The 23,015-nt window shown below is 39.8% G+C and carries 18 protein-coding genes, 3 pseudogenes and 1 other annotated feature; of the genes and pseudogenes, 11 read left to right on the forward strand and 10 right to left on the reverse strand.

Going from position 1 to position 23,015, the window contains the following annotated elements; all coding sequences use genetic code 11:
* Positions 1 to 61 precede the first annotated feature (61 nt).
* From JCM10596_RS00195 to JCM10596_RS00210, 4 genes are all read left to right on the forward strand, one after another.
* Positions 62 to 1,279 carry a hypothetical protein gene (locus JCM10596_RS00195; RefSeq protein ID WP_025025423.1) on the forward strand — a complete coding sequence of 406 codons (1,218 nt, stop codon included), beginning with the start codon at positions 62 to 64 and terminating at the stop codon, positions 1,277 to 1,279.
* Positions 1,171 to 2,373, forward strand: coding sequence for an S-layer homology domain-containing protein (locus tag JCM10596_RS00200; protein WP_081791828.1), 1,203 nt, complete (start codon positions 1,171 to 1,173; stop codon positions 2,371 to 2,373). Before JCM10596_RS00195 ends, JCM10596_RS00200 begins: the two co-directional genes overlap by 109 nt.
* Positions 2,374 to 2,421: 48 nt before the next feature.
* On the forward strand, positions 2,422 to 4,731 hold the full coding sequence (locus tag JCM10596_RS00205) for a PepSY1/2 domain-containing protein (RefSeq protein ID WP_025025425.1): 2,310 nt from the start codon (positions 2,422 to 2,424) through the stop codon (positions 4,729 to 4,731).
* A 207-nt stretch (positions 4,732 to 4,938) separates the two neighbouring features.
* The gene (locus tag JCM10596_RS00210) at positions 4,939 to 6,027 is read left to right on the forward strand and encodes a M42 family metallopeptidase (RefSeq protein WP_025025426.1); all 1,089 of its coding nucleotides are present in this window, start codon (positions 4,939 to 4,941) and stop codon (positions 6,025 to 6,027) included.
* A gap of 109 nt (positions 6,028 to 6,136) precedes the next feature.
* Here JCM10596_RS00210 and sspI read toward each other — a convergent pair whose 3' ends face one another.
* On the reverse strand, positions 6,137 to 6,343 hold the full coding sequence (sspI, locus tag JCM10596_RS00215) for a small acid-soluble spore protein SspI (RefSeq protein ID WP_025025427.1): 207 nt from the start codon (positions 6,341 to 6,343) through the stop codon (positions 6,137 to 6,139).
* Positions 6,344 to 6,449: 106 nt separating this feature from the next.
* Between sspI and JCM10596_RS00220 the strand changes: the two genes are divergently transcribed.
* From JCM10596_RS00220 to JCM10596_RS00240, 5 genes and pseudogenes are all read left to right on the forward strand, one after another.
* Positions 6,450 to 7,244, forward strand: coding sequence for a TrmH family RNA methyltransferase (locus JCM10596_RS00220; RefSeq protein ID WP_025025428.1), 795 nt, complete (start codon positions 6,450 to 6,452; stop codon positions 7,242 to 7,244).
* Positions 7,245 to 7,341: 97 nt separating this feature from the next.
* Positions 7,342 to 7,588 (forward strand) — a binding site (T-box leader).
* A gap of 54 nt (positions 7,589 to 7,642) precedes the next feature.
* Entirely contained in the window at positions 7,643 to 8,677 is a 1,035-nt protein-coding gene (gene pheS / locus JCM10596_RS00225; protein ID WP_025025429.1) for a phenylalanine--tRNA ligase subunit alpha, read from the forward strand.
* 54 nt (positions 8,678 to 8,731) lie between these two features.
* Positions 8,732 to 11,154: pseudogene (gene pheT, locus JCM10596_RS22960) on the forward strand (phenylalanine--tRNA ligase subunit beta).
* Positions 11,155 to 11,205: 51 nt separating this feature from the next.
* A complete protein-coding gene (zapA, locus tag JCM10596_RS00235; RefSeq protein WP_025025430.1) occupies positions 11,206 to 11,469 on the forward strand; it encodes a cell division protein ZapA in 264 nt (87 codons plus the stop codon).
* A 3-nt stretch (positions 11,470 to 11,472) separates the two neighbouring features.
* On the forward strand, positions 11,473 to 12,015 hold the full coding sequence (locus JCM10596_RS00240) for a CvpA family protein (protein ID WP_034680163.1): 543 nt from the start codon (positions 11,473 to 11,475) through the stop codon (positions 12,013 to 12,015).
* 12 nt (positions 12,016 to 12,027) lie between these two features.
* Here the strand turns inward: JCM10596_RS00240 and JCM10596_RS00245 are convergent, their stop codons facing one another.
* The 5 genes from JCM10596_RS00245 to JCM10596_RS00265 all read right to left on the reverse strand — a co-directional run bounded on the left by JCM10596_RS00245 (position 12,028) and on the right by JCM10596_RS00265 (position 17,151).
* A complete protein-coding gene (locus JCM10596_RS00245) occupies positions 12,028 to 12,882 on the reverse strand; it encodes an ABC transporter permease (RefSeq protein WP_051541082.1) in 855 nt (284 codons plus the stop codon).
* Positions 12,872 to 13,648, reverse strand: coding sequence for an ABC transporter ATP-binding protein (locus JCM10596_RS00250; RefSeq protein ID WP_025025433.1), 777 nt, complete (start codon positions 13,646 to 13,648; stop codon positions 12,872 to 12,874). The genes JCM10596_RS00245 and JCM10596_RS00250 overlap by 11 nt, the downstream gene beginning before the upstream one ends.
* Positions 13,649 to 13,688: 40 nt before the next feature.
* On the reverse strand, positions 13,689 to 14,684 hold the full coding sequence (locus tag JCM10596_RS00255) for an ABC transporter substrate-binding protein (protein ID WP_025025434.1): 996 nt from the start codon (positions 14,682 to 14,684) through the stop codon (positions 13,689 to 13,691).
* A gap of 166 nt (positions 14,685 to 14,850) precedes the next feature.
* Positions 14,851 to 16,419: a phosphoenolpyruvate carboxykinase (ATP) gene (pckA, locus tag JCM10596_RS00260; protein WP_034680189.1), complete on the reverse strand. Its 1,569-nt coding sequence runs from the start codon at positions 16,417 to 16,419 to the stop codon at positions 14,851 to 14,853.
* Between the two features lie 201 nt (positions 16,420 to 16,620).
* Positions 16,621 to 17,151, reverse strand: a complete 531-nt coding sequence (locus tag JCM10596_RS00265) for a gamma carbonic anhydrase (RefSeq protein ID WP_025025436.1) — start codon at positions 17,149 to 17,151, stop codon at positions 16,621 to 16,623.
* A 191-nt stretch (positions 17,152 to 17,342) separates the two neighbouring features.
* Here JCM10596_RS00265 and JCM10596_RS00270 point away from each other — a divergent pair, with 191 nt between their 5' ends.
* Positions 17,343 to 18,836 carry a methyl-accepting chemotaxis protein gene (locus JCM10596_RS00270; protein ID WP_025025437.1) on the forward strand — a complete coding sequence of 498 codons (1,494 nt, stop codon included), beginning with the start codon at positions 17,343 to 17,345 and terminating at the stop codon, positions 18,834 to 18,836.
* Positions 18,837 to 18,917: 81 nt separating this feature from the next.
* Here JCM10596_RS00270 and mnmM read toward each other — a convergent pair whose 3' ends face one another.
* The 4 genes and pseudogenes from mnmM to JCM10596_RS22970 all read right to left on the reverse strand — a co-directional run bounded on the left by mnmM (position 18,918) and on the right by JCM10596_RS22970 (position 22,335).
* A complete protein-coding gene (mnmM, locus tag JCM10596_RS00275) occupies positions 18,918 to 19,487 on the reverse strand; it encodes a tRNA 5-(aminomethyl)-2-thiouridylate-methyltransferase MnmM (RefSeq protein ID WP_025025438.1) in 570 nt (189 codons plus the stop codon).
* A gap of 2 nt (positions 19,488 to 19,489) precedes the next feature.
* Positions 19,490 to 20,490 (reverse strand): annotated as a pseudogene (mnmL, locus tag JCM10596_RS22965) (tRNA modification radical SAM protein MnmL/YtqA).
* A gap of 106 nt (positions 20,491 to 20,596) precedes the next feature.
* Positions 20,597 to 20,998: a hypothetical protein gene (locus JCM10596_RS00285; RefSeq protein WP_025025439.1), complete on the reverse strand. Its 402-nt coding sequence runs from the start codon at positions 20,996 to 20,998 to the stop codon at positions 20,597 to 20,599.
* 73 nt (positions 20,999 to 21,071) lie between these two features.
* Positions 21,072 to 22,335: pseudogene (locus JCM10596_RS22970) on the reverse strand (BaiN/RdsA family NAD(P)/FAD-dependent oxidoreductase).
* A gap of 337 nt (positions 22,336 to 22,672) precedes the next feature.
* Here JCM10596_RS22970 and JCM10596_RS00295 point away from each other — a divergent pair.
* Positions 22,673 to 22,921, forward strand: coding sequence for a ferredoxin (locus JCM10596_RS00295; protein ID WP_025025440.1), 249 nt, complete (start codon positions 22,673 to 22,675; stop codon positions 22,919 to 22,921).
* The last annotated feature ends 94 nt before the right edge of the window (positions 22,922 to 23,015 follow it).

Genomic DNA, 23,015 nt, shown 5'->3' on the forward strand with positions numbered 1-23,015 from the left:
CAAATAGTGTTAATATGGTTCATGTGAGATACATTGGAAAGTATTAAGGAGGAGAAACAAAATGAAATACAAGAAACTCGGTGCATTAACGTTGACTGCTGCTATTGCCATGAGTACGGTTGCACCGGCGGCTTATGCAGAAACGGTAGCTAATCCATCCTCATCTGTGAATGAAACAACTGTTGAAGTGATTGAAAAACAAGATACTCAGAACCTTCAAGATGAACTAGGGAGCATCCCTAAGGCACAATTAGTTAAAAGAGTACATGAACTATTTCCAAATCAATTTACTTTCTTAGATGAGGCTGATTTCAGGATAGAATCAGCACACCATTTCCACTATGCTGGATTTAAGGATGAAGAAGAAAGGCATGGACTTTATTTCCATAAGGAGATCTCTAAAGGAAAATATGCTTATGGTTCATTTGGATTTATTGGTTCCGACCTACAATTAACTTCCTTTCACTATGATAACTCAGATATAAAAGATGCCTTCTACCCGGCAAAGGTAAGTAAGGAACAAGCTAAGGAGCTGGCACAAGCGTTTGTTAACAAGGTAACCAAAGGGGCAAAATATGAAATAGTAGATTCTCAATTTGACGATCATTATGGACCTAATAAAACACTTACAGAACCTGTACGTTATCGCTTTTCTATTGATAGAATCCAAGATGAAGTGCCTGTTCGTGATTTAGGGGGTAATATCGATGTCTTAGGAAATGGAGAAATCGTTCGTTTCTGGACTGGGGATCACTCTTCCAAGCTGAATTTCGAACCTAAAAATAATCTGATTGGTGCAGAAAAAGCGCTTGAACAAATCAAGGAAAACTTAAACTTAGAATTAAGATATGTAAGAGATTTTGACTATCTTACAAAGGAAACAAATGTATATCTTTCTTATGTACCTGTACCGGGAATTGGCGGAGTTCAAGCTACGTCTGGAAAGTGGTATGTAGATGGGAAATTTATGGATTCCTTACCTGCTGTTGAGAAAGTCAAAATGTTAAGTGAAACGAAAAAAGATGTGAAGACAAAAGCCATTACCAAAAATGAAGCCAAGAAAATGGCGGAAGAACTATTAAAAACAGATCAAGAAGGCGTTAAGCTTGTCATTCATGGTGTTGATGAATATACGAACCATATGACAAAACAGTATATTCTGTTAGTTATATGTATGAAACACAACATTATGGTAGTGGAAGTTCAGTCGAATTCAGTAAAGATACAGGGGAAGTCCTCTCCTTCCATAACGTTAATAGTTTCAGAGATTACGACTTGAATAGCAAAGCCCCAGAAGTGAAGGTTTCCTATGAAGAAGCTCTAAAAAAAGCAGTGGAATATGTTGAAAAGTATGCCCCTGCTTACATGCACAAATATGCTTACCCTTCCATACAGGAAGAAGTGGGAGAATACTCTAACAGTTATTACATTTTCTTCCCGCGTGTAGAGAATGGAATTGAGTTTATAGGAGATAGGATTTCAGTATCTATTTCTGCTGAAGATGGAAGCCTACAAGGATTCAATAACAGTTCTGGTGATTATAAAGAGCTTCCGTCCCCTGAGAAAGCCGTGGATGTGGAGATGGCAAAAGCAGCCTTCTTCGAAAATTTAGAGTTAAAACTAGTCTATGCTAATGAATGGTCTAAAGGTAAAAAGAACGATTACAAATTGGTGTACGAGATGAACTATTCTCCTATGGCAAGCTATTTTGATGCTGTTTCTGGCGAATGGCAAGCCCCTTCTTATGTATCTAAGAAAGAAGAAGTAGAGAAGCCAGTCATTAAGCATGCTTGGGCTGAGGATGAGCTTAACTTCATGCTCGAAGCGAAAATCCTGACAATTAAGGACAAAGAAAACTTTAACCCAGATTCAACTGTGTCAAAAGGGGACGCATTAGAAATTCTTATGAAATCTCTTACACGTTTCTGGGAAGGAGAAATGCACTATTTCAGAGGGGAAGAGCCAAAAGCTACCTTTGACAACATTGGAGTTGATCACCCATTATTTGCAGTAGTGGATAGAGCCGTACAGATGGGGATTTTAGACCGTACTGAAAAGACATTTGATCTTGAAGCCAAATTAACTCGTGAAGAGCTTGCAGCTTGGTATGTCAAAGCTCTGCGTTTACATGAAGCAGCTAAGCATTCTCAAATCTATCATGTGGAGTTTAAGGATGCAGATAAGATTGATCCTAAATACAAGGGACATGTAGCCTTAGCTTCAGCATTTGGTATCTTAACAGGAGCCAATGAGAAATTTAGCCCAGCTCAGGAAGTAACACTTGCTCAAATGACTGTTGCGACCTTCCGCATGGCGAACACTATTAATACCATTAATTATGATAACGGTAGAGATTACTACTATTTCTGGTAATTCAATATAGAGGGGGTGTCCCCTTAGTATGAAGGAGGAGAAACAAAAATGAAATACAAGAAACTCGGTGTATTAACGTTGACTGCTGCTATTGCCATGAGTACGGTAGCACCTGCAGCTTATGCAGAAACGGTAGCTAACCCATCCTCATCTGTGAATGAAACAGCTGTTGAAGTGATTGAAAAACAAGATACTCAGAACCTTCAAGATGAAATAGGAAGTATCCCCAAGGCTCAATTAGTTAAAAGAGTGCATGAACTATTTCCAAATCAATTTACTTTCTTAGATGAGGCTGATTTCAGAGTAGAATTAGGAAACCATTTCCGTTATGGTGGGTTTAAAGAGGAAGAAAGTCATGGCCTTTATTTCCATAAGGAGACCTCTAAAGGAAATTACGCTTATGGTTCATTTGGCTTTGTTGGATCTGACCTACAATTAATTTCTTTTCACTATACTAACTCGGATGTAAAAGATGCCTTCTACCCGGCAAAAGTAAGTAAGGATCAAGCTAAGGAGCTGGCACAAGCGTTTGTTAATAAGGTAAACAAAGGAACGAAATATGAAGTAGTAGACTCTGAATTTGACTATCACTACCAAGCTAATAAAACACTTACAGAACCTATACGTTATGGCTTTTCTATTGAAAAAATTCAAAATGAAGTACCTGTTCGTGGCTTAGGCGGAAATATAGAAGTCTTAGGAAATGGAGAGATCGTAGGGTTTTGGAGTAGCGCTCACTCTTCTAAATTAAATTTTGAACCTAAGAATAATCTGATTGGTGCAGAAAAAGCACTTGAACAAATCAAGGAAAACTTAAACTTAGAATTAAGATATGTGAGCGAATTTGACTATCGTAAAAATGAAGGAAATGTCTATCTTTCCTATGTCCCTATCCCAGGAATCGGTGGAGTTCAAGCCACGTCTGGAAAGTGGTATGTAGATGGAAAATTTATGGATTCTTTACCTGCTGTTGAGAAAGTCAAAATGTTAAGTGAAACGAAAAAAGATGTGAAGACAAAAGCCATTACCAAAAATGAAGCCAAGAAAATGGCGGAAGAACTATTAAAAACAGATCGGGAAGGCATTAATCTCGTCATTCAGGGTGTAAATGAACATACGAACCACCTAAACCAAACCGTATATTCTGTTGAATATATGTATGAAGCAAAAAACTCTGGTCGTGGTAGTTCTATACAATTCAACAAGAACACAGGAGAAATCCTATATTTCCATAACGTTAACCTCAACGATTTTTATGTAGATAGCAAAGCTCCTGAAGTGAAGCTTTCTTATGATGAAGCTCTAAAAAAAGCGGCAGCCTATGTTGAAAAATATGCACCTTCTTCTATGCATACATATGCTTATCCTTCAGGAGAAACAGAACCAGAAGAATATTATAATAGTTATCTGATTTCCTTCCCACGGGTAGAGAATGGAATTGAGTTTGTAGGTGATGAAATTTCGGTGTTCGTTTCTGCTGAAGATGGAAGTATGCAAGGATTCAATAATTTATCTACAGATTATAAAGAGCTTCCTTCCCCTGAAAAAGTCGTGGATGTGGAAGTGGCAAAAGCAGCCTTCTTTGAAAATTTAGAGTTAAAACTAGTCTATGCTAATGAATGGTCCAAAGATAAAAAGAACGATTATAAATTGGTGTACGAGATGAACCATTCTCCGAAGGCAAGCTATTTTAATGCTGTTTCTGGAAAGTGGGAAGCCCCTACATTTGCACTACCCGTGACTCAAGAAGAATCAGAAAAACCAACAATTAAGCATGCTTGGGCTGAGGATGAGCTCAACTTTATGCTCGAAGCGAAAATCCTGACAATTAAGGATAAAGAAAGCTTTAATCCAGATGCCGTCGTGACAAAAGGGCAAGCTTTGGAGATCCTCATGAAATCTCTCACTCGTTTCTGGGAAGGACATAGTTATTACAGAGGTGAGGAGCCAAAAGCTACCTTTGACAACATTGGAGTTGATCACCCATTATTTGAAGTAGTGGATAGAGCTGTACAGATGGGGATTTTAGACAGCACTGAAAAGACATTTGATCTTGAAGCCAAATTAACGCGTGAAGAGCTTGCAGCTTGGTATGTCAAAGCTCTGCGTTTACATGAAGTAGCCAAACATTCTCAAATCTATCATGTGGAGTTCAAGGATGCAGATAAGATTGATCCTAAATACAAAGGACATGTAGCTATTGCTTCGGCATTTGGTATCTTAACAGGAGCTAATGAGAAATTTAGCCCTACTCAGGAAGTAACCATTGCCCAGATGGCTGTTGCTACCTTCCGTATGGCGAACACTGTCAATACAATTAAACTTGATAACGGCAGAGATTACTATTATTTCTGGTAATCTGAAAAAAGAGGGGGAGGCTGAACCCCTCTTTTCCTAATGAAAAATATCCTTCGATAATCGAATTTTTCTAGGAAAAACGATGTTCATTTGATATAATTTCACTTGATAACGTATACATACCTTTTTCGCGTACTAACCATCGGCTGGAGAAAAAAACTCCATTTGATGGAAGTCTACTTTATAAGAGGAATAAGGAGGTCTAGAATGAGTACAGAGTTAGATGTAACACTTCAAATGTTTAAAGATTTAACAGAAACCCCAGGTGCTCCAGGTCATGAGCACGCGGTTCGGGATGTTATGAATAAATATATCGAACCACTAGCTGATGCAACGTATACAGATAATTTGGGGAGCCTTATCGCAGAAAAACAAGGGATTGAAGCAGGACCTAAAATCATGATCGCAGGTCATTTAGACGAAATTGGTCTAATGGTCACCCAGATCACAGAAAAGGGATTTCTACGCTTTCAAACGCTTGGTGGTTGGTGGAATCAGGTCATGCTAGCTCAACGTGTTTCCATTTTGACCAGAAAAGGAGAGATTGAGGGAGTCATTGGTTCTAAGCCTCCTCACATTCTAAGTCTAGAGCAAAGAAAGAAACCAGTCGACATTAAAGAGATGTTTATCGATATAGGAGCTTCCAGTAAGGAAGAGGCGGAAGAGTTTGGGGTGCGCCCAGGAGATTCCATTGTACCTATATGCCCGTTTACAGTGATGAAAAACCCTAAGATGCTTATGGCTAAAGCATGGGATAATCGAATTGGCTGTGCGATTGCCATTGAAGTGTTCAAAAGGTTAAAAGGAGAGAGTCACCCAAATAAGGTATATGGTGTTGGAACCGTACAAGAAGAAGTGGGCTTACGGGGAGCACAAACCTCTGCACATATGATACAGCCTGACATTGCTTTTGCTGTAGATGTAGGGATTGCAGGAGATACACCTGGAGTAAAGCCTGAAGAAGCTCTATCTAAAATGGGACAAGGACCACAGATTGTTCTTGTTGATGCTTCGATGATTGCTCATAAGGGGTTACGAGATTTTGTTGTTCAAGTAGCTGAGAAACATCAAATTCCTTACCAATTTGATACCATGGCTGGTGGAGGAACGGATGCTGGTCGCACGCATATAACCGGAAATGGAGTTCCATCCTTAGCTATAACGATCGCAACAAGATATATACATAGTCATGCAGCTATTTTACATCGGGATGACTTTGAATATGCTGTACAGCTATTGGTAGAAGTCATCAAGAAATTAGATGCGACTACAGTGCAACAGCTTAAACAAGGGTAAGGAAACACCCTAACAAGATAACAGGGATGAAAAACAGGCTGACTCTCTAAACTTCGAAATGAGGTTTCAAGTGAGTCAGCCTATATTTTCATTTTTGAGAGCAATTGCCCTAATTCAAGCTTTCTTTAATATTGTGAATGATTTGTTCCTGCTGTTCAGGGGAGCTTTTTTTCCACATCAATTCAAATAATACTCCTAAGCCAGGTAGCATCTTTTCTTCTCCACTGGAGATGGCATCTACAATGGTATCCCTAATTTGACTTTCATCATTCCCATTTATATTACTAATAATGGCATTCCTTAAATTTAAATTCATCTTGTTTACTCCTTCCGGTTTGTACATTTAACAATACTAGTATGGTCTGAATTTTGGTATAGTATGAATGACATAATAAGAAGGAAAGATCCTTAGGAGGCATAGCATGATAATGATTGAATCCAAAAATAATCCACGATTTAAGGAGTGGAAAAAACTACATACCAAAAAAGGACGCAAGGAAAGTGGACTTTTTTTAATCGAAGGAGAGCATCTTGTTGAAGAGGCTTTAAAATCTGATTGGGCGATTGTTGATTTTATTGTTTCCAGCGAGTATCGTGTACCTGATGAATGGATGAAAAAATATCCTGTACTGATGCAAGAAAAAATAGAAATCCTTGCCCCTCTTTTCTCAGAGCTATCAGAAACGCAAACACCTCAAGGGATTGCTGCCGTGATCAAAAAGCGTCCAAGTCCAACAAATGAGGATTGGCTGAAACAAGCCAAATTAATGTTACTTGTTGATCAAATACAAGATCCCGGAAATTTAGGGACGATGATCCGAACAGCGGATGCAGCAGGAGTAGATGCGGTTGTATTAGGAAAAGGAACGGTGGATCCTTTTTCAGGTAAGGTATTACGTTCTTCTCAGGGGTCTACCTTTCATCTGCCCCTTATTGAAAAAGAGCTTCAGGAATACATCGTGCAATTGCAGCAAGAAGGCTGGCAGATATATGGCACCAGCTTAACAGATGCCATAGATTTTCGTGAATTAGAAATAACTCCAGAATCCAAGGTTGCCATTGTGATGGGGAACGAAGGGGAGGGAGTACAGGAAGCTCTGTTAGAGCAAATGAATCAGAAGATTAAGATTCCCATATGGGGACAGGCAGAATCGCTCAATGTTGCCATTGCAACAGGAATCCTGCTATACCATACCCAGAGTTTACTGAAGAAATAATGGCTTGTTTAGAACAAAAAATCGAACGAAAGATTTGCATTTTCCTAGCTTATTTCATATAATAGAGAAAAATTTTGGTTTTACATAGCAAATAATAGTAACAGCGTGGAAAGAGAAGAGTAAATCAATTGTGATCCTTTTCAGGGAGAAAGTGTCGAGACTGTGAGCACTTTTAAGGAATCTATTGATTGAATTCCCTCTGGAGCTGTCCTGTGAACCATTCAGCTTAATGGATGATGTAGCAGGTACCGGGAAAAACATCCCGTTATCCTTTAATGAAGAGAAATATTCTGTTTGAGCAGAATATTTAATTAGGGTGGTAACGCGAAAGTCTCGTCCCTTAGGTGGGAGAGGCTTTTTTATGTTTTCTAACGAATGAGAAAAGGAGATATAGGCAGATGAGAGAAAAATTAATGCAGTTGAAGGATGAAGCTTTAGCGAAAATTGCTCAAATTAATCACGAGAAAGAATTACAGGATGTTAAGGTAGAGTATTTAGGAAAAAAGAGCCCTATCACTGAGGTTCTTAGAGGAATGGGGCAGCTGCCAGCAGAGGAAAGACCGCTGATGGGTCAGCTAGTTAATGATGTTCGCGGAGAAATAGAAGAAGCGGTGAAGGAAAAGGCAGAGGCGATAGAAGAAGCCAAGCTTAATGAAAAGCTGGCAACTGAATCGATTGATGTCACTTTGCCGGGAAGACCCGTTCATGCAGGTAGTACGCATCCGCTAACAGCTGTTGTCGAACAAATCGAGGAGATCTTCTTGGGAATGGGCTTTAAGATCGCTGAAGGTCCTGAGGTTGAAACGGATTATTATAACTTCGAGGCATTAAATCTGCCAAAAGAGCATCCAGCTCGCGATATGCAGGACTCTTTCTACATTACAGAAGAAATTTTATTAAGAACCCATACTTCTCCTGTTCAAGTAAGAACGATGGAAAAAATGGAGGGGGAGGTTCCAGTTAAAATTATCTGTCCTGGGAAGGTCTTTCGTCGTGATGATGACGATGCTACACATTCACATCAATTTATGCAAATTGAAGGGTTATATGTAGATAAGAATATTAGCATGAGTGACTTGAAGGGAATATTACTGCAATTTGCCCGAGAAATGTTTGGAGAGGATCAACGAATTCGTCTGCGTCCAAGCTTCTTTCCTTTCACTGAACCTAGTGCTGAAGTAGATCTATCCTGTATGTTATGTAAGGGATCGGGATGTAGGGTTTGTAAGCAGACTGGCTGGATAGAAATTTTAGGTTCTGGTATGGTACACCCCAATGTATTAAGGATGTCTGGCTATGATCCGGCAATCTATACTGGCTTTGCTTTTGGTATGGGGGTAGAGAGAATTGCCATGCTCAAATATGGAGTAGACGATATCAGACACTTCTATACGAATGACTCTCGTTTCCTAAAGCAATTTAATAGGATCTAAAGGGAAAGGTCATCATTATTACTCAGTGTAAGAGATTGAAGGAGGAAATATAAAATGCTTGTTTCATATAAATGGTTAAGTCAATATATTGATCTAAGTGGAGTTTCTGCCAAGGAATTAGCAGAAAAGATCACTCGTGCTGGAATCGAAGTTGATGTGATTCATGAGAGAAGAAAAGGGATCGAAAACGTGGTTATTGGGCATGTTGTCGAGAGAAAGCAGCACCCGAATGCAGATAAACTAAGTGTCTGTCAGGTAGATCTAGGAGAAGAAGAGCCTGTTCAGATCGTTTGCGGAGCCCCTAATGTGAATACGGGGCAGAGAGTAGCTGTAGCAAAAGTCGGAGCCACTCTTCCTGATAATTTTAAAATCAAGAAAGCCAAGTTGCGTGGAGAAGTTTCTCATGGGATGATCTGTTCAGCACAAGAATTAGGAATAGAGGAACGACTCGTAGCGGCAGAATTTAAGGAAGGAATCATGGTCTTACCTGAGGACTTAAACATCGGAAGTTCAGTCATTGATCATTTGGATTTAGATGATGCTATTCTTGAACTGGATTTAACTCCGAATCGTTCCGATTGTTTAAGTATGCTTGGAGTTGCCTACGAGGTAGGAGCTATATTAAATCGAGAGGTACGTCTACCTGAGGTTCGTTTGCAGGAGGAGAAAGAAAGCATTTCAGCTCAGGTGAAGGTTACGATCGAAGCGAAGGAGCAATGCCCATATTATGTAGCAAAAATGGTCAAAGGGGTTCAAATTGGTCGCTCCCCTCTATGGCTACAGAATCGCTTGATCGCTGCGGGAATTAGACCTATAAATAATGTCGTCGATGTAACAAACTATGTTATGCTTGAATATGGACAGCCGTTACATGCCTTTGATGCATCTCAAATCAAAGAAGGGCATATTATTGTCCGTCAAGCAACTGATGGGGAGAAAGTCGTTACACTTGATGACCAAGAGCGTGCCTTAACCAGTGGAATGCTTCTGATCACAGATCCAGAAAAAATCATTGCGGTGGCGGGTGTGATGGGAGCTGCTAATTCGGAGGTTACCAATGAAACGAAGGATGTCATTATTGAATCTGCTTACTTTGCAGGACATTCAGTAAGAAATACTTCTAAGCTATTGGGGCTTCGTTCGGAGGCAAGCTCACGCTTCGAGAAGGGAGTAGATCCTGCAAGAATCCAAGCTGCTGCTAACCGAGCTGCTTCCTTGTTGGCTGAGTTAGCAGGTGGGCAAATTATCAGCGGTATGGCTGAAGAGCAAGTGAAGGATTTTCCGAGAGCGGATATCTGCTTAAATATTGTTCGTTTAAATAAAGTATTAGGAACCTCTCTTAGAACGGAAGAGGTGTCGCAAATCTTTGACCGTCTGTCTTTCGAATATGAGAACAAAGGGAATGAAATTTGTGTTGAGGTTCCTACACGACGCCCAGACATAACGATTGAAGAGGATTTAATGGAAGAGGTAGCAAGACTCTATGGCTACGACTTGATTCCGACCACCTTACCAAGTGGAGTCACGACTCCGGGCTCAAGAACGAAAAAACAAAAGATAAGAGGAATCGTCAAGAAATTCCTGCAAGGGGCAGGTTTGCATCAAATCATAACCTATTCTTTAACAAGCAAAAAGAATGTAGAATGGAAAGGAATATTTGCACAGCAAGCTAACCCAGTCAGCTTAGCCATGCCTATGAGTGAAGAGCGTAGTCATCTTCGTACATCCATCATTCCTAATTTGCTTGAAGTAGTAGGATATAACAAGAATAGAAAACAGCTAGATACACAGCTATTTGAAATAGGGCATATCTTTTTAAGTGAAGAAGAAAAGCTAACCACCCTGCCTCAAGAGAATGAACTAGTAGCGGGTGTATTGACTGGTCTATGGCAAGTCCATCCTTGGCAACAGGTCAAGGTTCCGGTGGATTTTTATGTAGCTAAGGGAATAATCGAGGGCTTACTGGAGAAGCTTGGAATAGCTTCCTATCAATTTGAAGCGGCTACTCTTGAGGCTTTCATCCAGGGAGAACCGCCCGCATCATAGCAGGTGGAGAAACCATTGGAATTCTAGGACAAATTCATCCACAAAAGCAAAAAGAATTAGACATTGATCCTAGCTATACTTTTGAGCTAAGCTTAGATAAAATTGTTGAGCAGGTTCAAGACGATATCGTATATACGACGCTACCTAAGTTCCCAAGCATACAGAGGGACCTTGCTGTCGTCGTGAAGAAGGAAGTGATCTCTGGCGATCTCACTCAAGACATTCAACAGGCAGGAGCTCCGCTCTTAAAAGCGGTTCAATTGTTTGATGTGTACGAAGGAGATCGAATAGAGGAAGGAAAGAAAAGCTTAGCCTTTAGTTTACTTTATCTAGATCCTGAGAAAACATTAACGGATCAAGAGGTACAAGAGGTTCATGACCGCATTGTCAAAACGTTGGAGGAAAAATGGGAAGCTCAATTGAGAAAGTAATGGGCTGCCAAGAGAGGATTAATAGAGCAAGGTCCAAGGAGGGGCTCTTTTGTGACTGAACAATCTAAAAACAAAATGACCGTAGATATCTACGGTCAAAAATACACCTTAATGGGAGAAAGCAGTACAGACCATATTCAGAAGGTAGCAACCTATGTGGATGAAAAAATGAATCAAATATCCAAAAAGTCCCCTATCTTAGATACCACAAAAATTTCTGTGCTAACTGCTATTAATATTGCAGATGAACTCTTCCGTTTGCAAAAGGAGCATGAGGAACTGCGATCTCTGTTGGAAGAATTGACAAAGGAGTAAGCCATGAATATTGATCTCGTCATCTTCATTCTACTCATCATCGGAATCCTGATGGGATATCGTAGAGGATTTGTCCTACAAGTGATCCATTTATGCAGTTTTATTGTTTCCTATTTTGTAGCGTATCGTTTCTTTAGAGAAGTTTCTCCTCACTTACAATCGTGGGTTCCCTATCCTTTTGCCAATCAAGAGGTGGGGTCAACCTCGATTCTTCAGTGGTTTAATGTAGAGAGCCTATTTTATTCTGTCTTGGCTTTTGCGTTGCTTTTTTTTGGGACGAGGATCGCTTTAAAGCTTATTGGACGACTATTGCATCTTGTCACTTTTTTACCGGTTTTGAATTTTGCCAATCGTTGGTTGGGAGCCGTTCTGGGATTTGTGGAAGTATTGATTATTCTGCTCATCGTCATTCATGTTCTTCTGTTTATTCCTTGGGAAACAGGGCATTTATGGCTACTAGAATCTAAATTTGCTTATTATGTCGTACAATTGACTCCCATTTCTCATATGGTCCCTGATCTTTGGCAGACAGGTGATCCTTTATAAATACTTAAAATGTCATATCTTCTTGGTATGGCTTTTTTTATGGTAAAGAAGTGTGGAATAGTTGCTAGATCGATTTTTAATTAATTTTTTTTCAATAAAGAAAACAACCTGATACATAAGTGTAGCAATGCAAGCGATAATTAAAATGCTCAGCAAAACAAGGGTGAAATTAAAGACCTGAAAGCCATAGATAATGAAATACCCCAATCCTTTTTGAGCAACGAGAAACTCACCGACAATAACACCCACCCAAGCAAGACCCACATTTACCTTTAAGGTAGAGATAATCGTTGGAAAAGAGGCAGGTAAAATTACCCGTGAATAGATCTCTTTTTTATTCCCTCCAAATGTACGAATCACTTTAATGTAGTTAGGGTCTACTTCTTTGAAGCTGGTATAGACCACAATAGTGGTGATGATAACTGTAATGGCTAAAGCCATGGCCATGATAGAGAAAAAACCAGGACCCAATCCAACAATGAGCAAGGGGCCTAGAGCCACTTTAGGCATGCTATTTAAAACGACTAAATAAGGCTCCAACACTTTATTTAAGAAAGGAAACCACCATATGACACTAGCAAATACGGTTCCTAAAACAGTTCCAAGGATAAAACCGATGATGGTTTCAAATAAGGTAATGGATACATGAGGGAGAAGACTGCCATCCATTATTTTTTCAAGAAAAAGAGTCCAAATCTTGGAGGGTTGACTGAAAATTAAAGGATTGATCCATTGATTACGTGAAGCCATCTCCCAAAAAGCGAAGAAACCAATAAGCAAGCTTAGCTGTACAAGAATTACTTTCATTCTTTCTTTCTTTTTTTGTTCCCTGTATTGCTTGTAAATAGAGCTAGAATCATGTTTCATCTTGATCAAGCTCCTTCCAAATATGCTGAAAGAGTTCATGATATTCCTTCGCTTCTCGTGCTCGAAAGGGGAGAGTATGACGAATCGTTTCCGGAACAAGCACTTCTTCTTTTATTCTCCCTGGGGAGTGATCTAAAATAAGAATGCGGTCGCTCATCGCAATCGCCTCCCCAATGTCATGAGTAACGAGGATGGCTGTTTTGTTATGCTTTTTTAGTGTTTCTGAAACCAAATCCTCAAGCTTTAATTTGGTTTGGTAATCTAAAGCAGAGAATGGCTCATCAAGAAGAAGGATTTCAGGGTTGGAAACCAGAGTTCTAACAAGAGCTGCACGCTGGCGCATTCCACCTGAAAGTTGGGAGGGATAGTGCTGTTTAAATGAGGACAGCCCCATTTCATGCAGCAGGTAATTAGCATAATGAACTCGTTCCTTTGTTGCCATGCGCATCACCTCTAGACCAACCAAGACATTCTGAATGATGGTACTCCATTCAAATAAATAATCAGATTGGAGCATGTAACCTACCTGATGACTAGGTCCTTGAACCTCTTGATCACCAATGAGGACACGCCCAAAGGTAGGTTTTATTAGTCCAGCAAGACAAGATAGGATGGTGCTCTTGCCGCAGCCACTGGGTCCAACTAAACTGACGAATTCTCCTTTGGTGATGGAGAAGTGAATGTTATCCAGTGCTGTGATCGCCTCTTTATTCGTTACATAAGTGTGAGACACATGATCTAATTGAATAAACGGGACCGAAGACATATCATTCCTCCTCATTAGGAAAATACTGAGATAACAAAGCTTATTTTTGCATTGCCTTTTTGGCGAAGTCTGTATTAACTAACGTCTTATAATCGACTCGTTTATGCAGTTCACCAGCCTCCTCAATAATATCTTGTAGTCGATCCCACTCTTCTTCATCGAGAAGAGGAGTCGGGTCATAGGATTGTTGTTTTTTGTATCTTTCAACTACAGCTGTAATTAGATGAACATCCGTTTCCTCAAAAAAAGGAAGGAGGGCTTCTGCAATTCTTTCACTGGGCTGTTCATAGACCCATTTTTGAGCTTTATAAATAGCGTTGGTGAACTTTTGCATTGTTTCGGGATTCTTTTCTAAGTAGCTTTGTTTAGCCATGAAAACTGTATAAGGAACGTGTCCGCTTTCTTCTCCAAAAGAAGCCACAACATGCCCAATTCCCTCCATTTCGAAAAGGGTTGCCTGAGGTTCAAATAATTGAACGAACTGTCCTGTACCAGAGGCAAAAGCACTCGCAATGTTACCAAAATCAATATTTTGGATGAGTTCTAGATCATGATCAGGATGAATCCCATTTTTCTTGAGTACGTACTCACCGACCATTTGTGGCATCCCTCCCTTTCGTTGTCCTAGAAAGACACTGCCTCTTAGATCATCCCAGGAAAATGAATCCATTTCTGTTCTAGATACAAGAAATGTACCGTCGGTTTGGGTAAGCTGAGCAAAATTGATGACAGGATCATCGGAGCCTTGTTGGTGGACATAGATGCTTGTTTCACTACCAACAAGAGCGATATCTGCTCCATCTGATAGCAGCGTGGTCATTGTTTTATCACCACCCCAGGTCGTGGTTATTTGAACCTCTAATCCCTCTTCTTCAAAAAATCCCTGGGAGAGAGCTATATATTGCGGCGCATAGAAGATGGAACGCGTTACTTCGGCAATTCGAACGGTTGGATTATCTGTACTGCCAGAACAAGCTGGCAGAGTGAAGAACAATGAGAAAACAAGCAGGAAAAGACCAAGGCGAAGCTTCTTCATTTTCAACTGACAACTCCTTTGACATAGATATGGGGATGATGCATTCTATGCCGGGAGAAAGAAATGTGTGAATACCTAGTCACAAAACCAGCCATTGAGTTGATAATAGCTGATTAAAAAACACACAAAAAAAGTGGCTCTGTAAACAGAGACCACTTTCTGATATTTAAGAAGGTAATTGAGGACCAGCTTTTTTAATATCTACCGAGATGTCTTTAAATTTTTCGAAGTTAGTAATAAAGAGCTGAGCTAGTTCTTTTGCCTTCTGATCGTATTCTTCTACGTTATTCCATGTTTGTCTGGGCTGAAGGACGTCACTTGGTACATCAGGGCATTGAGTCGGTACATGAAGTCCGAAGATAGGATCTTGAACGAAGTCAACATCTTGCAGTTTTCCGTTCAAGGCTGCGGTAACCATGGCTCGGGTGAAGGGGAGGTTCATTCTTTTCCCCACTCCATAGGGTCCTCCAGACCAGCCCGTATTAACAAGATAGACGTCTGTTTGGTGTTCCTCCATTTTTTTTCCTAGCATCTCGGCATAGACTTGAGGGGCAAGTGGTAGGAAAGGAGCGCCAAAGCATGTGGAGAAGGTAGCCTCTGGTTCCGTTACTCCACGTTCTGTTCCCGCTAGTTTGCTCGTATAGCCTGAAAGGAAATGATACATCGCTTGTTCCTTCGTCAGCTTAGAAATGGGAGGGAGAACCCCGAATGCATCAGCTGTTAAAAAAACAATGACATTTGGATGACCCGCTACACCAGGGCTCAAAGCTCCCGGGATATGTTCGATTGGGTAAGCCGCTCTTGTATTTTCCGTATATTTATTACTATCATAATCAATCTTTCTGGTTTCAGGGTCAAAGTCTACATTCTCAAGTACAGCACCAAAACGAATCGCATTCCATATTTGAGGTTCTTTCTCTTCTGAAAGCTGGATACATTTTGCATAGCAGCCTCCCTCAATATTGAAGACTCCATCCTTTGACCAGCCATGCTCATCATCACCGATTAATCTGCGCTGTGGGTCTGCTGAAAGAGTTGTTTTCCCTGTTCCTGATAAACCGAAGAATAAAGCGACATGTCCTTCGTTGTCCACATTAGCAGAACAATGCATGGAAAAGACATCATTCATAGGTAAGAGATAGTTCATTACACTGAAAATAGATTTTTTCATTTCTCCAGCATATTCCGTTCCACCAATAAGGACGATACGTCTGCTAAAATGAACTATAATAAAGGCTTCGGAATTTGTACCATCCTCTTCAGGATTTGCTTTAAATCCAGGAGCAGATACGATTGTGAAAGGCTCGTGGAGCGATTCGCCCGCTTGCTCACGAACAAAGAGCTGACGTGCAAATAAATTGTGCCAAGCAAATTCGTTAATAACACGAATAGGCAGGCTATAACGCGGATCATTTCCAGCAAAGCCGTTAAACACATATCTTTCTTTACCTTTTAAGTATTTTAGAACTTTAACATATAGTTTATCAAAAATATCTTCTGAAATTGGTTGATTTACTTTTCCCCAGTCTATATGATTCGTGACACTAGGCTCTTGGACAATGAACTTATCCTTAGGGGATCTCCCGGTGTATTTCCCTGTTTTTGTGCTTAAGGCACCAGTAGGTGTAAGTACTCCTTCGTTTTTTCTTACACTATGTTCAATCAACTCAGCGGTTGATAAATTAATATGTGCGTTTCCTTCTAGTAATGAAGTAAGTGCAAGGGGATAACTCATTATGCCCACGATCCAACATCCCTTTCTTTAGTAAGGTATAATTACTATATATGCTTAAGTTATTCCTCTGTGAATGAAAATAGTATAACACATTGAAAAATATATTGTATACTATATTTGAGAAAAAATTTGCAAAAATTCCTTACTTCATAGCTTCTCCAAAAAAGAAAAAAACGATAAAATCCTTGAAGGATCTTATCGCTAGTTTGAATCGTTCCAATTTAGCTCTAATTCTTTGTAGTATTGTCCTTTCTCGACATAGCTTTGACGAATTCGTCTTAACTCTGAGTAATCATGCTCGGTTAATTCTCTGACAACCTTGGCTGGTGAACCTACGGCTAAAGTTCGAGGCGGAATTTTTTTTCCGGGTGGGACTAAACAACCAGCCCCGATCATCGCTTCTTCTCCAATTTCTGCTCCATCTAATATAATGGCACCCATTCCAATTAAAGCCCCTTTTTTGATATGACAGCTATGTAAAATGGCGTTATGCCCCACCGTTACATCATCTTCAATTATAAGTGGGAAAGAAGGACTCTGATGAAGGGTCGAGTTATCCTGGATACTGACTCGTTTTCCTATGATGGTTGGAGAAACATCTCCACGTATGACTGTGTTATACCATACGCTTGTTTCTTCATCGATGCTCACTTCTCCGGTTACGACAACCCCTTTAGCTAAAAAGACAGAGGAAGCGATTTGTGGTTCCTTTCCTTTATACGGCAATATCATGTCATGCACCTCATTTTATTTGGTCAATGTTTCATGTCTTTATTGTACCATGTTAACGTTGTTTTCATAGGAATTTGGATAGGGATCATAGCAAAAAATTAATTTAATAAATATTTTACATTTCCCGATATATTGAATAGAGAGTCAATTCTAGGCATCACTATTATTCATCTATTTTAGGGGGGACATCGATGGAAAATTCTAAGATTTCTGAACTTAGGCAGAGGGATTTAATTAAAAAGAACACGTTATTGTATGTGATTGTCATTATTTCATATTTATCAGCTTATATTAATAATTTTGTGCAGAACACATCTCCTATCATTTATAATACAGCATTATCTGGACTTCTCATTACATTGTTTGTATTAGCCTTAGATAAATTCAGCAAAGTAAAAGTACAAAGGTATGTTCCTTATATTGTTATTGTCGTCTTGTTTATCGTTTTTACCATTATTACATTGATTAGAGGTGCATCTCTTTCCGGAATGATCTTGCCTTTTTATCTATTGGTTCTCTCTTCCATTCATGCTTATCGACCGTTGTTTATTTCGGGGGCAACAATGGGAGTGGTTCTTCTAGGCATTAATATCCAATCTTTTATGAAAGGGACGATGCTTTTAGAAGATCAATTAGGAAATCTTATTTTAGTCTTTATTAATATTGCCATTATTATGTTTGTCACCATGAGTATAAATAGAACTCTGTCTAGCAGTATCAACGATATCATGCTGCAACAGGAGCAAGAAGCGATTGCTAAAGAACGTAAAAAACAAAGACTAGAGCATGACGTTAAAACGATGATCAGTAATATGGAAGAAATATATAAACAATCTCAAAGCAATTTGCGAGCACAACGTGAAATGATGCTGGCAGTAAATGAAATATCTGAAGGCAGTGTCAAGCAAAGCGATCAGATCACAGATATTGCTTCCATGGCTCAAGAAACAATGAGAGCGATGGGTGAAGTAGATCAAAACTCAACGGTTCTTAAAAGCGATGCTATTGAGGCAAGTCAAATTACAACAGAAGGTAAAGAGAAAATGAATCTTTTAATTGAAGGAATGCAGCAGCTTAAATTAGAGGTTGATGAGTTGGGTAAGGTCTATACCATGCTGACTGAGAAAAATAAAGAAACGAACATCTTAGCAAATAATATTAAAGAAATTACCGAACAGACCAATCTATTAGCTCTAAATGCCTCTATAGAAGCTGCAAGAGCAGGGGAGCATGGTCGTGGATTTGCTGTGGTTGCTGAAGAGATTAGAAAGCTGGCTGAGGTGACACAGAAGACGACAGAGCAAATCACACTGAATCTAAATGAAGTGAATGTAGCGAATGAACAAGCTTCTGATAAAATGAAAAATAGTAGTGAAGCCTTCTATCATAACTTAGAGGCAACGAATATCGTCAATACCATTATCGGTCAGGTGCATAAGACTCTCACCTCGCTTGATCATAATCTAGATACTTTTACACGTTTAGCTACCAACGTAAAAGAACAAACGGCTACGACTGAGGAGCATACGATGAGCTTTGCGGCAATTATCCAGCAAGCAACAGCTAGTTTAGAGGAAATGAATGCTACGATTCAGAATTTAAATGAAGATAATGAGAAAATTGCTCATCATTTAAACGAAACAATGAAGAGTGTTGAAAGTATTAAACAAAATATGGATTCCTAAACAACTTGAATTGATAAAAAACACCTTGCGGGGGCAGTAGCTAGCCATGCCCTACAGGTGTTTTTTATTACTAATGTTTTTTTATTTTTTCTGAATGGCGATTAAAAAGGGAGGATGATTTAGCTGGTTAATAAATTCGTATTTTAAAATGCTATAGAGTGATTGATCCCAAGCACGAATTTCATCTAATAAGGCTGTTTTTTCCGCTTTTCCTTGCTCATGACCTGAGTAGACAACGAGAGTAATGATCCCATCTTTTTTTAAGTAGCGAGATAAAATATGAAGAGCTTGGATCGTGCTTTTGGGATACGTGACAATCTCCTTATCTCCCCCAGGACGATAGCCTAGATTAAACATTGCCGCAGAAATGGGCTTAGTCAGTTGGCTGAGCTCTTCTTCCATGGTTTCATGTCCTTTAAGCAGAAGCTGGGCTTGTGTGAGCTGCCCCTCTCTTATTAGACGTTCTTTCGTTTTTTGAATCGCTTCCTCTTGGATGTCGTAGGCAAAAACAGTTCCATCTTTCCCGACAAGAGTAGCAAGGAACAGCGTGTCTAAGCCATTGCCCATGGTCGCATCAACAACTGTATCACCTCGATCTACGACTTCTTGTAACAGGGAACGTGTGAACGGTAGAATCGCTTGTAAGCTCATCTCTATATCCCCTTCCCAGATCCCACTTGAATAGCAGGGTTCCATTTCTTCCCTTGCCAGGTATTCCTATTGGTAAATTCTCGGTCGATAGAGTTTAGTACCTCCCATTTTTTCTTGCTCCATAGAGGTCCTATTAGTAAATCTGCGGGAGCATCACCAGTCACTCTATGAATAATCAGCTCAGGTGGCATGATCTCTAAGGAACGAACAATGAGATCTACATATTGGTCTTTTTCTAAAAACTGAAGAAGTCCTTGTTCATATTGTTTGACCATAGGTGTTTTCTTCATTAAATGTAGCAGATGGATTTTCAGCCCTTGAATATCTAGCTTGGAGACTTCGTGAGCGGTCTTTAACATCATCTCCTCTGTTTCCTGAGGTAAGCCATAAATAATGTGACAGCAGACACGTATATTATGCTTTCTTAGTTTTTCTAGCCCCTCTAGATAACATTGATAATCATGCCCACGATTGATTAATTCTCCAATATGATCATGATAGGTTTGAAGCCCTAGCTCGACCCAGAGATATGTTTTCTGATTCAGCTCAGCGAGTAATTCCACCACATCGTCAGGCAGGCAGTCTGGGCGTGTGGCTATCGAGATACCGACAACCCCTTCCTGCTCTAGCATGACCTCATACATCTCACGTAGCTCTTCGGCTGGAGCGTAGGTGTTCGTATAGGCTTGAAAATAGGCAATGTATTTGGCGTCAGGCCATTTTTGGTGCATTCGGCTTCGCACATCATTGAATTGGGTAACGAGATCATCTCGTCTTTTTCCTGCAAAATCCCCTGAACCTCTTGCACTACAAAACGTACAGCCTCCTGTCGTAATTTCTCCATCTCGATTAGGCAAGTAAAGCCGGCATCAAGAGGGACTTTAAAGATTTTCTCACCAAAAATGGAACGAAGGTGAGAATTCCATGTATGATATCGTTTATCTCCCAGAGTAAGGGAGTTTCTTTTGCTTCTATTGTCATGATCGTCAGGCTCCTTCCACACGGTATCTATTGTACATGAATACAAAAAGCATGAAAAGTGTTGTAATAGGAAAGGAGGGAGATAGAGGACATTATGTATAAAGAAAAACAAAGAGGCAGGGAATTCCCTACCTCAAATCATTCTGGATGGGATCGATATTTGAACCCTCTTCAATCATTTCTTGAAAAGTAAGTCCATCTTGAATCTCTCCATCCTCTGCCACCATAAGAAAATCCTTATCACCTGTTCTTCCGAATCGATAGTATTTGGCTGTTTGTACAGGGCTTCCATTTTCCTTGGAATAAGAAGCTCCCACTAATTCCATTTTTGTCGTATCTCCTGGGGCTGTCATAACTTCTTCGATGAGCGGCGAGTGTAACCAGCAAAAAATGTATTTTCTGCTCTGTAATTCATGAATCAGGCTTTCTGGTGCAGGGAGCTCGTCTACATACTGCTCAAATGAGCGATCAAAGACACAATGATAGGAATTCATCCAGACCGGTTCCATCTGATTATGTTGTTGGGTCATTTTATTTCCCCTCCTTTTGAATCATAGGTAAGCATAGCATTGATTCTTTTAAGATGGTTTAGGGAAGAGCATTTTATACCAACAGAAGACTTTGTTCTCCCGCACTTTTTCCGGCTACATAGCCTGTTGAAAAGGCGCAGGTGATATTATATCCCCCTGTATATCCATGGATATCTAGGATTTCACCGCAAAAGTAAAGCCCTTCCATCTTTTTCGATTCCATGGTTTTAGGATGGATTTCTTTTAGGTTGATTCCTCCGCCTGTGACAAAGGCTTCTTCGATAGAAAGGGTCCCATTTGCTTGAATTGGCAGATGTTTTAATAATTGAATAAAATCATGAAACGCCACTTTGGTAGATGATCAAAGGTGACATCAGGTGGAAGCTCTGATTTTTCGAAAAGAAGTGGAAGAAGCCTTTCAGGAACCACTTGCTTTAAAACATTTTTTACTGCTTTCTTAGGGTCTTGCTTCAGTCGATCTAAGGTAGATTGATTGAGCTGTTCAAAAGAAAGGTCTGGGAAAAGATCGATTTCCATCTGAACCTGAGAAGCCCCTTTTTTTAATTCTTTCACGACAAACTGACTACAGCGCAAAGCTGTAGGACCTGATATTCCAAAATGAGTAAAGAGCATATCTCCCTCATGAGTAATGAGAGATTTTCCCTTTTGATTCAAGACAGATAAATGGATATTTCGCAGGGCTAATCCTTGTAAAGATTTATCCTTGATAAAAGGTTCTTGTGAAGTGATAGGAACCTCTGTTGGAAATAATTCAGTAATCGTATGGCCTGCTTTTTCTGCCAAGCGTAGCCATCTCCAGTCGAGCCTGTATGCGGGACAGATTTACCACCAACCGCCACAATGACAGTTCTAGAATCAATCTCCTCTTCTGTTATAAGGGTCACTCCGAGAACTTTTTCATGATCATAGCGTACGGTTTTGACTGTTGTGTGGGTGCGCATTTCCACCCCTAAATCAGAGATTTTTCTAAGGAGGGTTTCCACCACTGTTTTTGCCTTATCACTAACGGGAAACATTCGTCCTCGATCTTCTTCCTTTAGCTTAATCCCCATCTCTTCAAAGAATTGAATAATATCCTCATTATTAAAGATGGAAAAAGGGCTGTGCATGAAGCGACCATTTCCAGGAATGTTTTTAATTAATTCATCCAGAGGCTTACGGTTGGTTACGTTGCAACGCCCCCCTCCCGAAATGGCAAGTTTACGACCCAGCTTGTCCCCTTTGTCAAGGAGGAGAACCTTAGCTTGTTGTTGTGCTGCTGCGATGGCAGCCATAAGTCCAGAGGGGCCTCCCCCAATTATAATAACGTCGTACATATTCTAAACACCTTTCCAAGTGATTGCTATTATTTAGTATCGTCTAGGGTAAATCATTTATATTCATTATAACGATCCTTCTATTATTCCGCAAAAAAGTGTTTTTGTGCTTGAAAAAGGATGTAAATTGACTAAAAAACAATGAATTATAAAGAATTAATATTTGCTAATTGAATCGAAATAAACTAAAATAGTGGGTGAACTATATAATATACTTGAATGGATACATAGTATGAGTCTGTTGGGTACGACCGTTTAATTTCATCTGCATTCGGGTATTATGATATTGACCCAGCAACTTATATAACATATCCTAAAAATGTAGGAGGGGTATTCAATGGCAAAGTACACAATCGTGGATAAGGAAACCTGTATTGCTTGTGGAGCATGTGGTGCGGCTGCTCCAGATATTTTTGATTATGATGATGAAGGTCTAGCATTCAACATCATTGACGAGAACTCAGGTACTGCAGAGATTCCTGATGTATTATTAGATGATCTTCAAGATGCGGCAGAGGGATGTCCTACTGATTCCATCAAAATTGCTGAAGAAACATTTGATGGTAATCCAACGAAGTTTGAATAAGGATTGGTTGCATAGAAGCTCCCACTTTGGGAGCTTCTCTTTGTATGACTCTCTGTGTTTAGGAAAATAATAAGAACAGAGATTAAATAGGTAA

This window comes from Caldalkalibacillus mannanilyticus JCM 10596, assembly GCF_000615945.1.
In the GTDB taxonomy this organism is placed as follows: domain Bacteria; phylum Bacillota; class Bacilli; order Caldalkalibacillales; family JCM-10596; genus Bacillus_AT; species Bacillus_AT mannanilyticus.

Bases quoted from the DNA above. Each gene is read 5' to 3' on its own strand.
- JCM10596_RS00195 (WP_025025423.1), top strand. From the start codon at position 62: ATGAAATACAAGAAACTCGGTGCATTAACGTTGACTGCTGCTATTGCC.
- JCM10596_RS00200 (WP_081791828.1), top strand. From the start codon at position 1,171: ATGTATGAAACACAACATTATGGTAGTGGAAGTTCAGTCGAATTCAGT.
- JCM10596_RS00205 (WP_025025425.1), top strand. From the start codon at position 2,422: ATGAAATACAAGAAACTCGGTGTATTAACGTTGACTGCTGCTATTGCC.
- JCM10596_RS00210 (WP_025025426.1), top strand. From the start codon at position 4,939: ATGAGTACAGAGTTAGATGTAACACTTCAAATGTTTAAAGATTTAACA.
- sspI (WP_025025427.1), bottom strand. From the start codon at position 6,343: ATGAATTTAAATTTAAGGAATGCCATTATTAGTAATATAAATGGGAAT.
- JCM10596_RS00220 (WP_025025428.1), top strand. From the start codon at position 6,450: ATGATAATGATTGAATCCAAAAATAATCCACGATTTAAGGAGTGGAAA.
- pheS (WP_025025429.1), top strand. From the start codon at position 7,643: ATGAGAGAAAAATTAATGCAGTTGAAGGATGAAGCTTTAGCGAAAATT.
- JCM10596_RS00240 (WP_034680163.1), top strand. From the start codon at position 11,473: ATGAATATTGATCTCGTCATCTTCATTCTACTCATCATCGGAATCCTG.
- JCM10596_RS00245 (WP_051541082.1), bottom strand. From the start codon at position 12,882: ATGAAACATGATTCTAGCTCTATTTACAAGCAATACAGGGAACAAAAA.
- JCM10596_RS00250 (WP_025025433.1), bottom strand. From the start codon at position 13,648: ATGTCTTCGGTCCCGTTTATTCAATTAGATCATGTGTCTCACACTTAT.
- JCM10596_RS00255 (WP_025025434.1), bottom strand. From the start codon at position 14,684: ATGAAGAAGCTTCGCCTTGGTCTTTTCCTGCTTGTTTTCTCATTGTTC.
- pckA (WP_034680189.1), bottom strand. From the start codon at position 16,419: ATGAGTTATCCCCTTGCACTTACTTCATTACTAGAAGGAAACGCACAT.
- JCM10596_RS00265 (WP_025025436.1), bottom strand. From the start codon at position 17,151: ATGATATTGCCGTATAAAGGAAAGGAACCACAAATCGCTTCCTCTGTC.
- JCM10596_RS00270 (WP_025025437.1), top strand. From the start codon at position 17,343: ATGGAAAATTCTAAGATTTCTGAACTTAGGCAGAGGGATTTAATTAAA.
- mnmM (WP_025025438.1), bottom strand. From the start codon at position 19,487: ATGAGCTTACAAGCGATTCTACCGTTCACACGTTCCCTGTTACAAGAA.
- JCM10596_RS00285 (WP_025025439.1), bottom strand. From the start codon at position 20,998: ATGACCCAACAACATAATCAGATGGAACCGGTCTGGATGAATTCCTAT.
- JCM10596_RS00295 (WP_025025440.1), top strand. From the start codon at position 22,673: ATGGCAAAGTACACAATCGTGGATAAGGAAACCTGTATTGCTTGTGGA.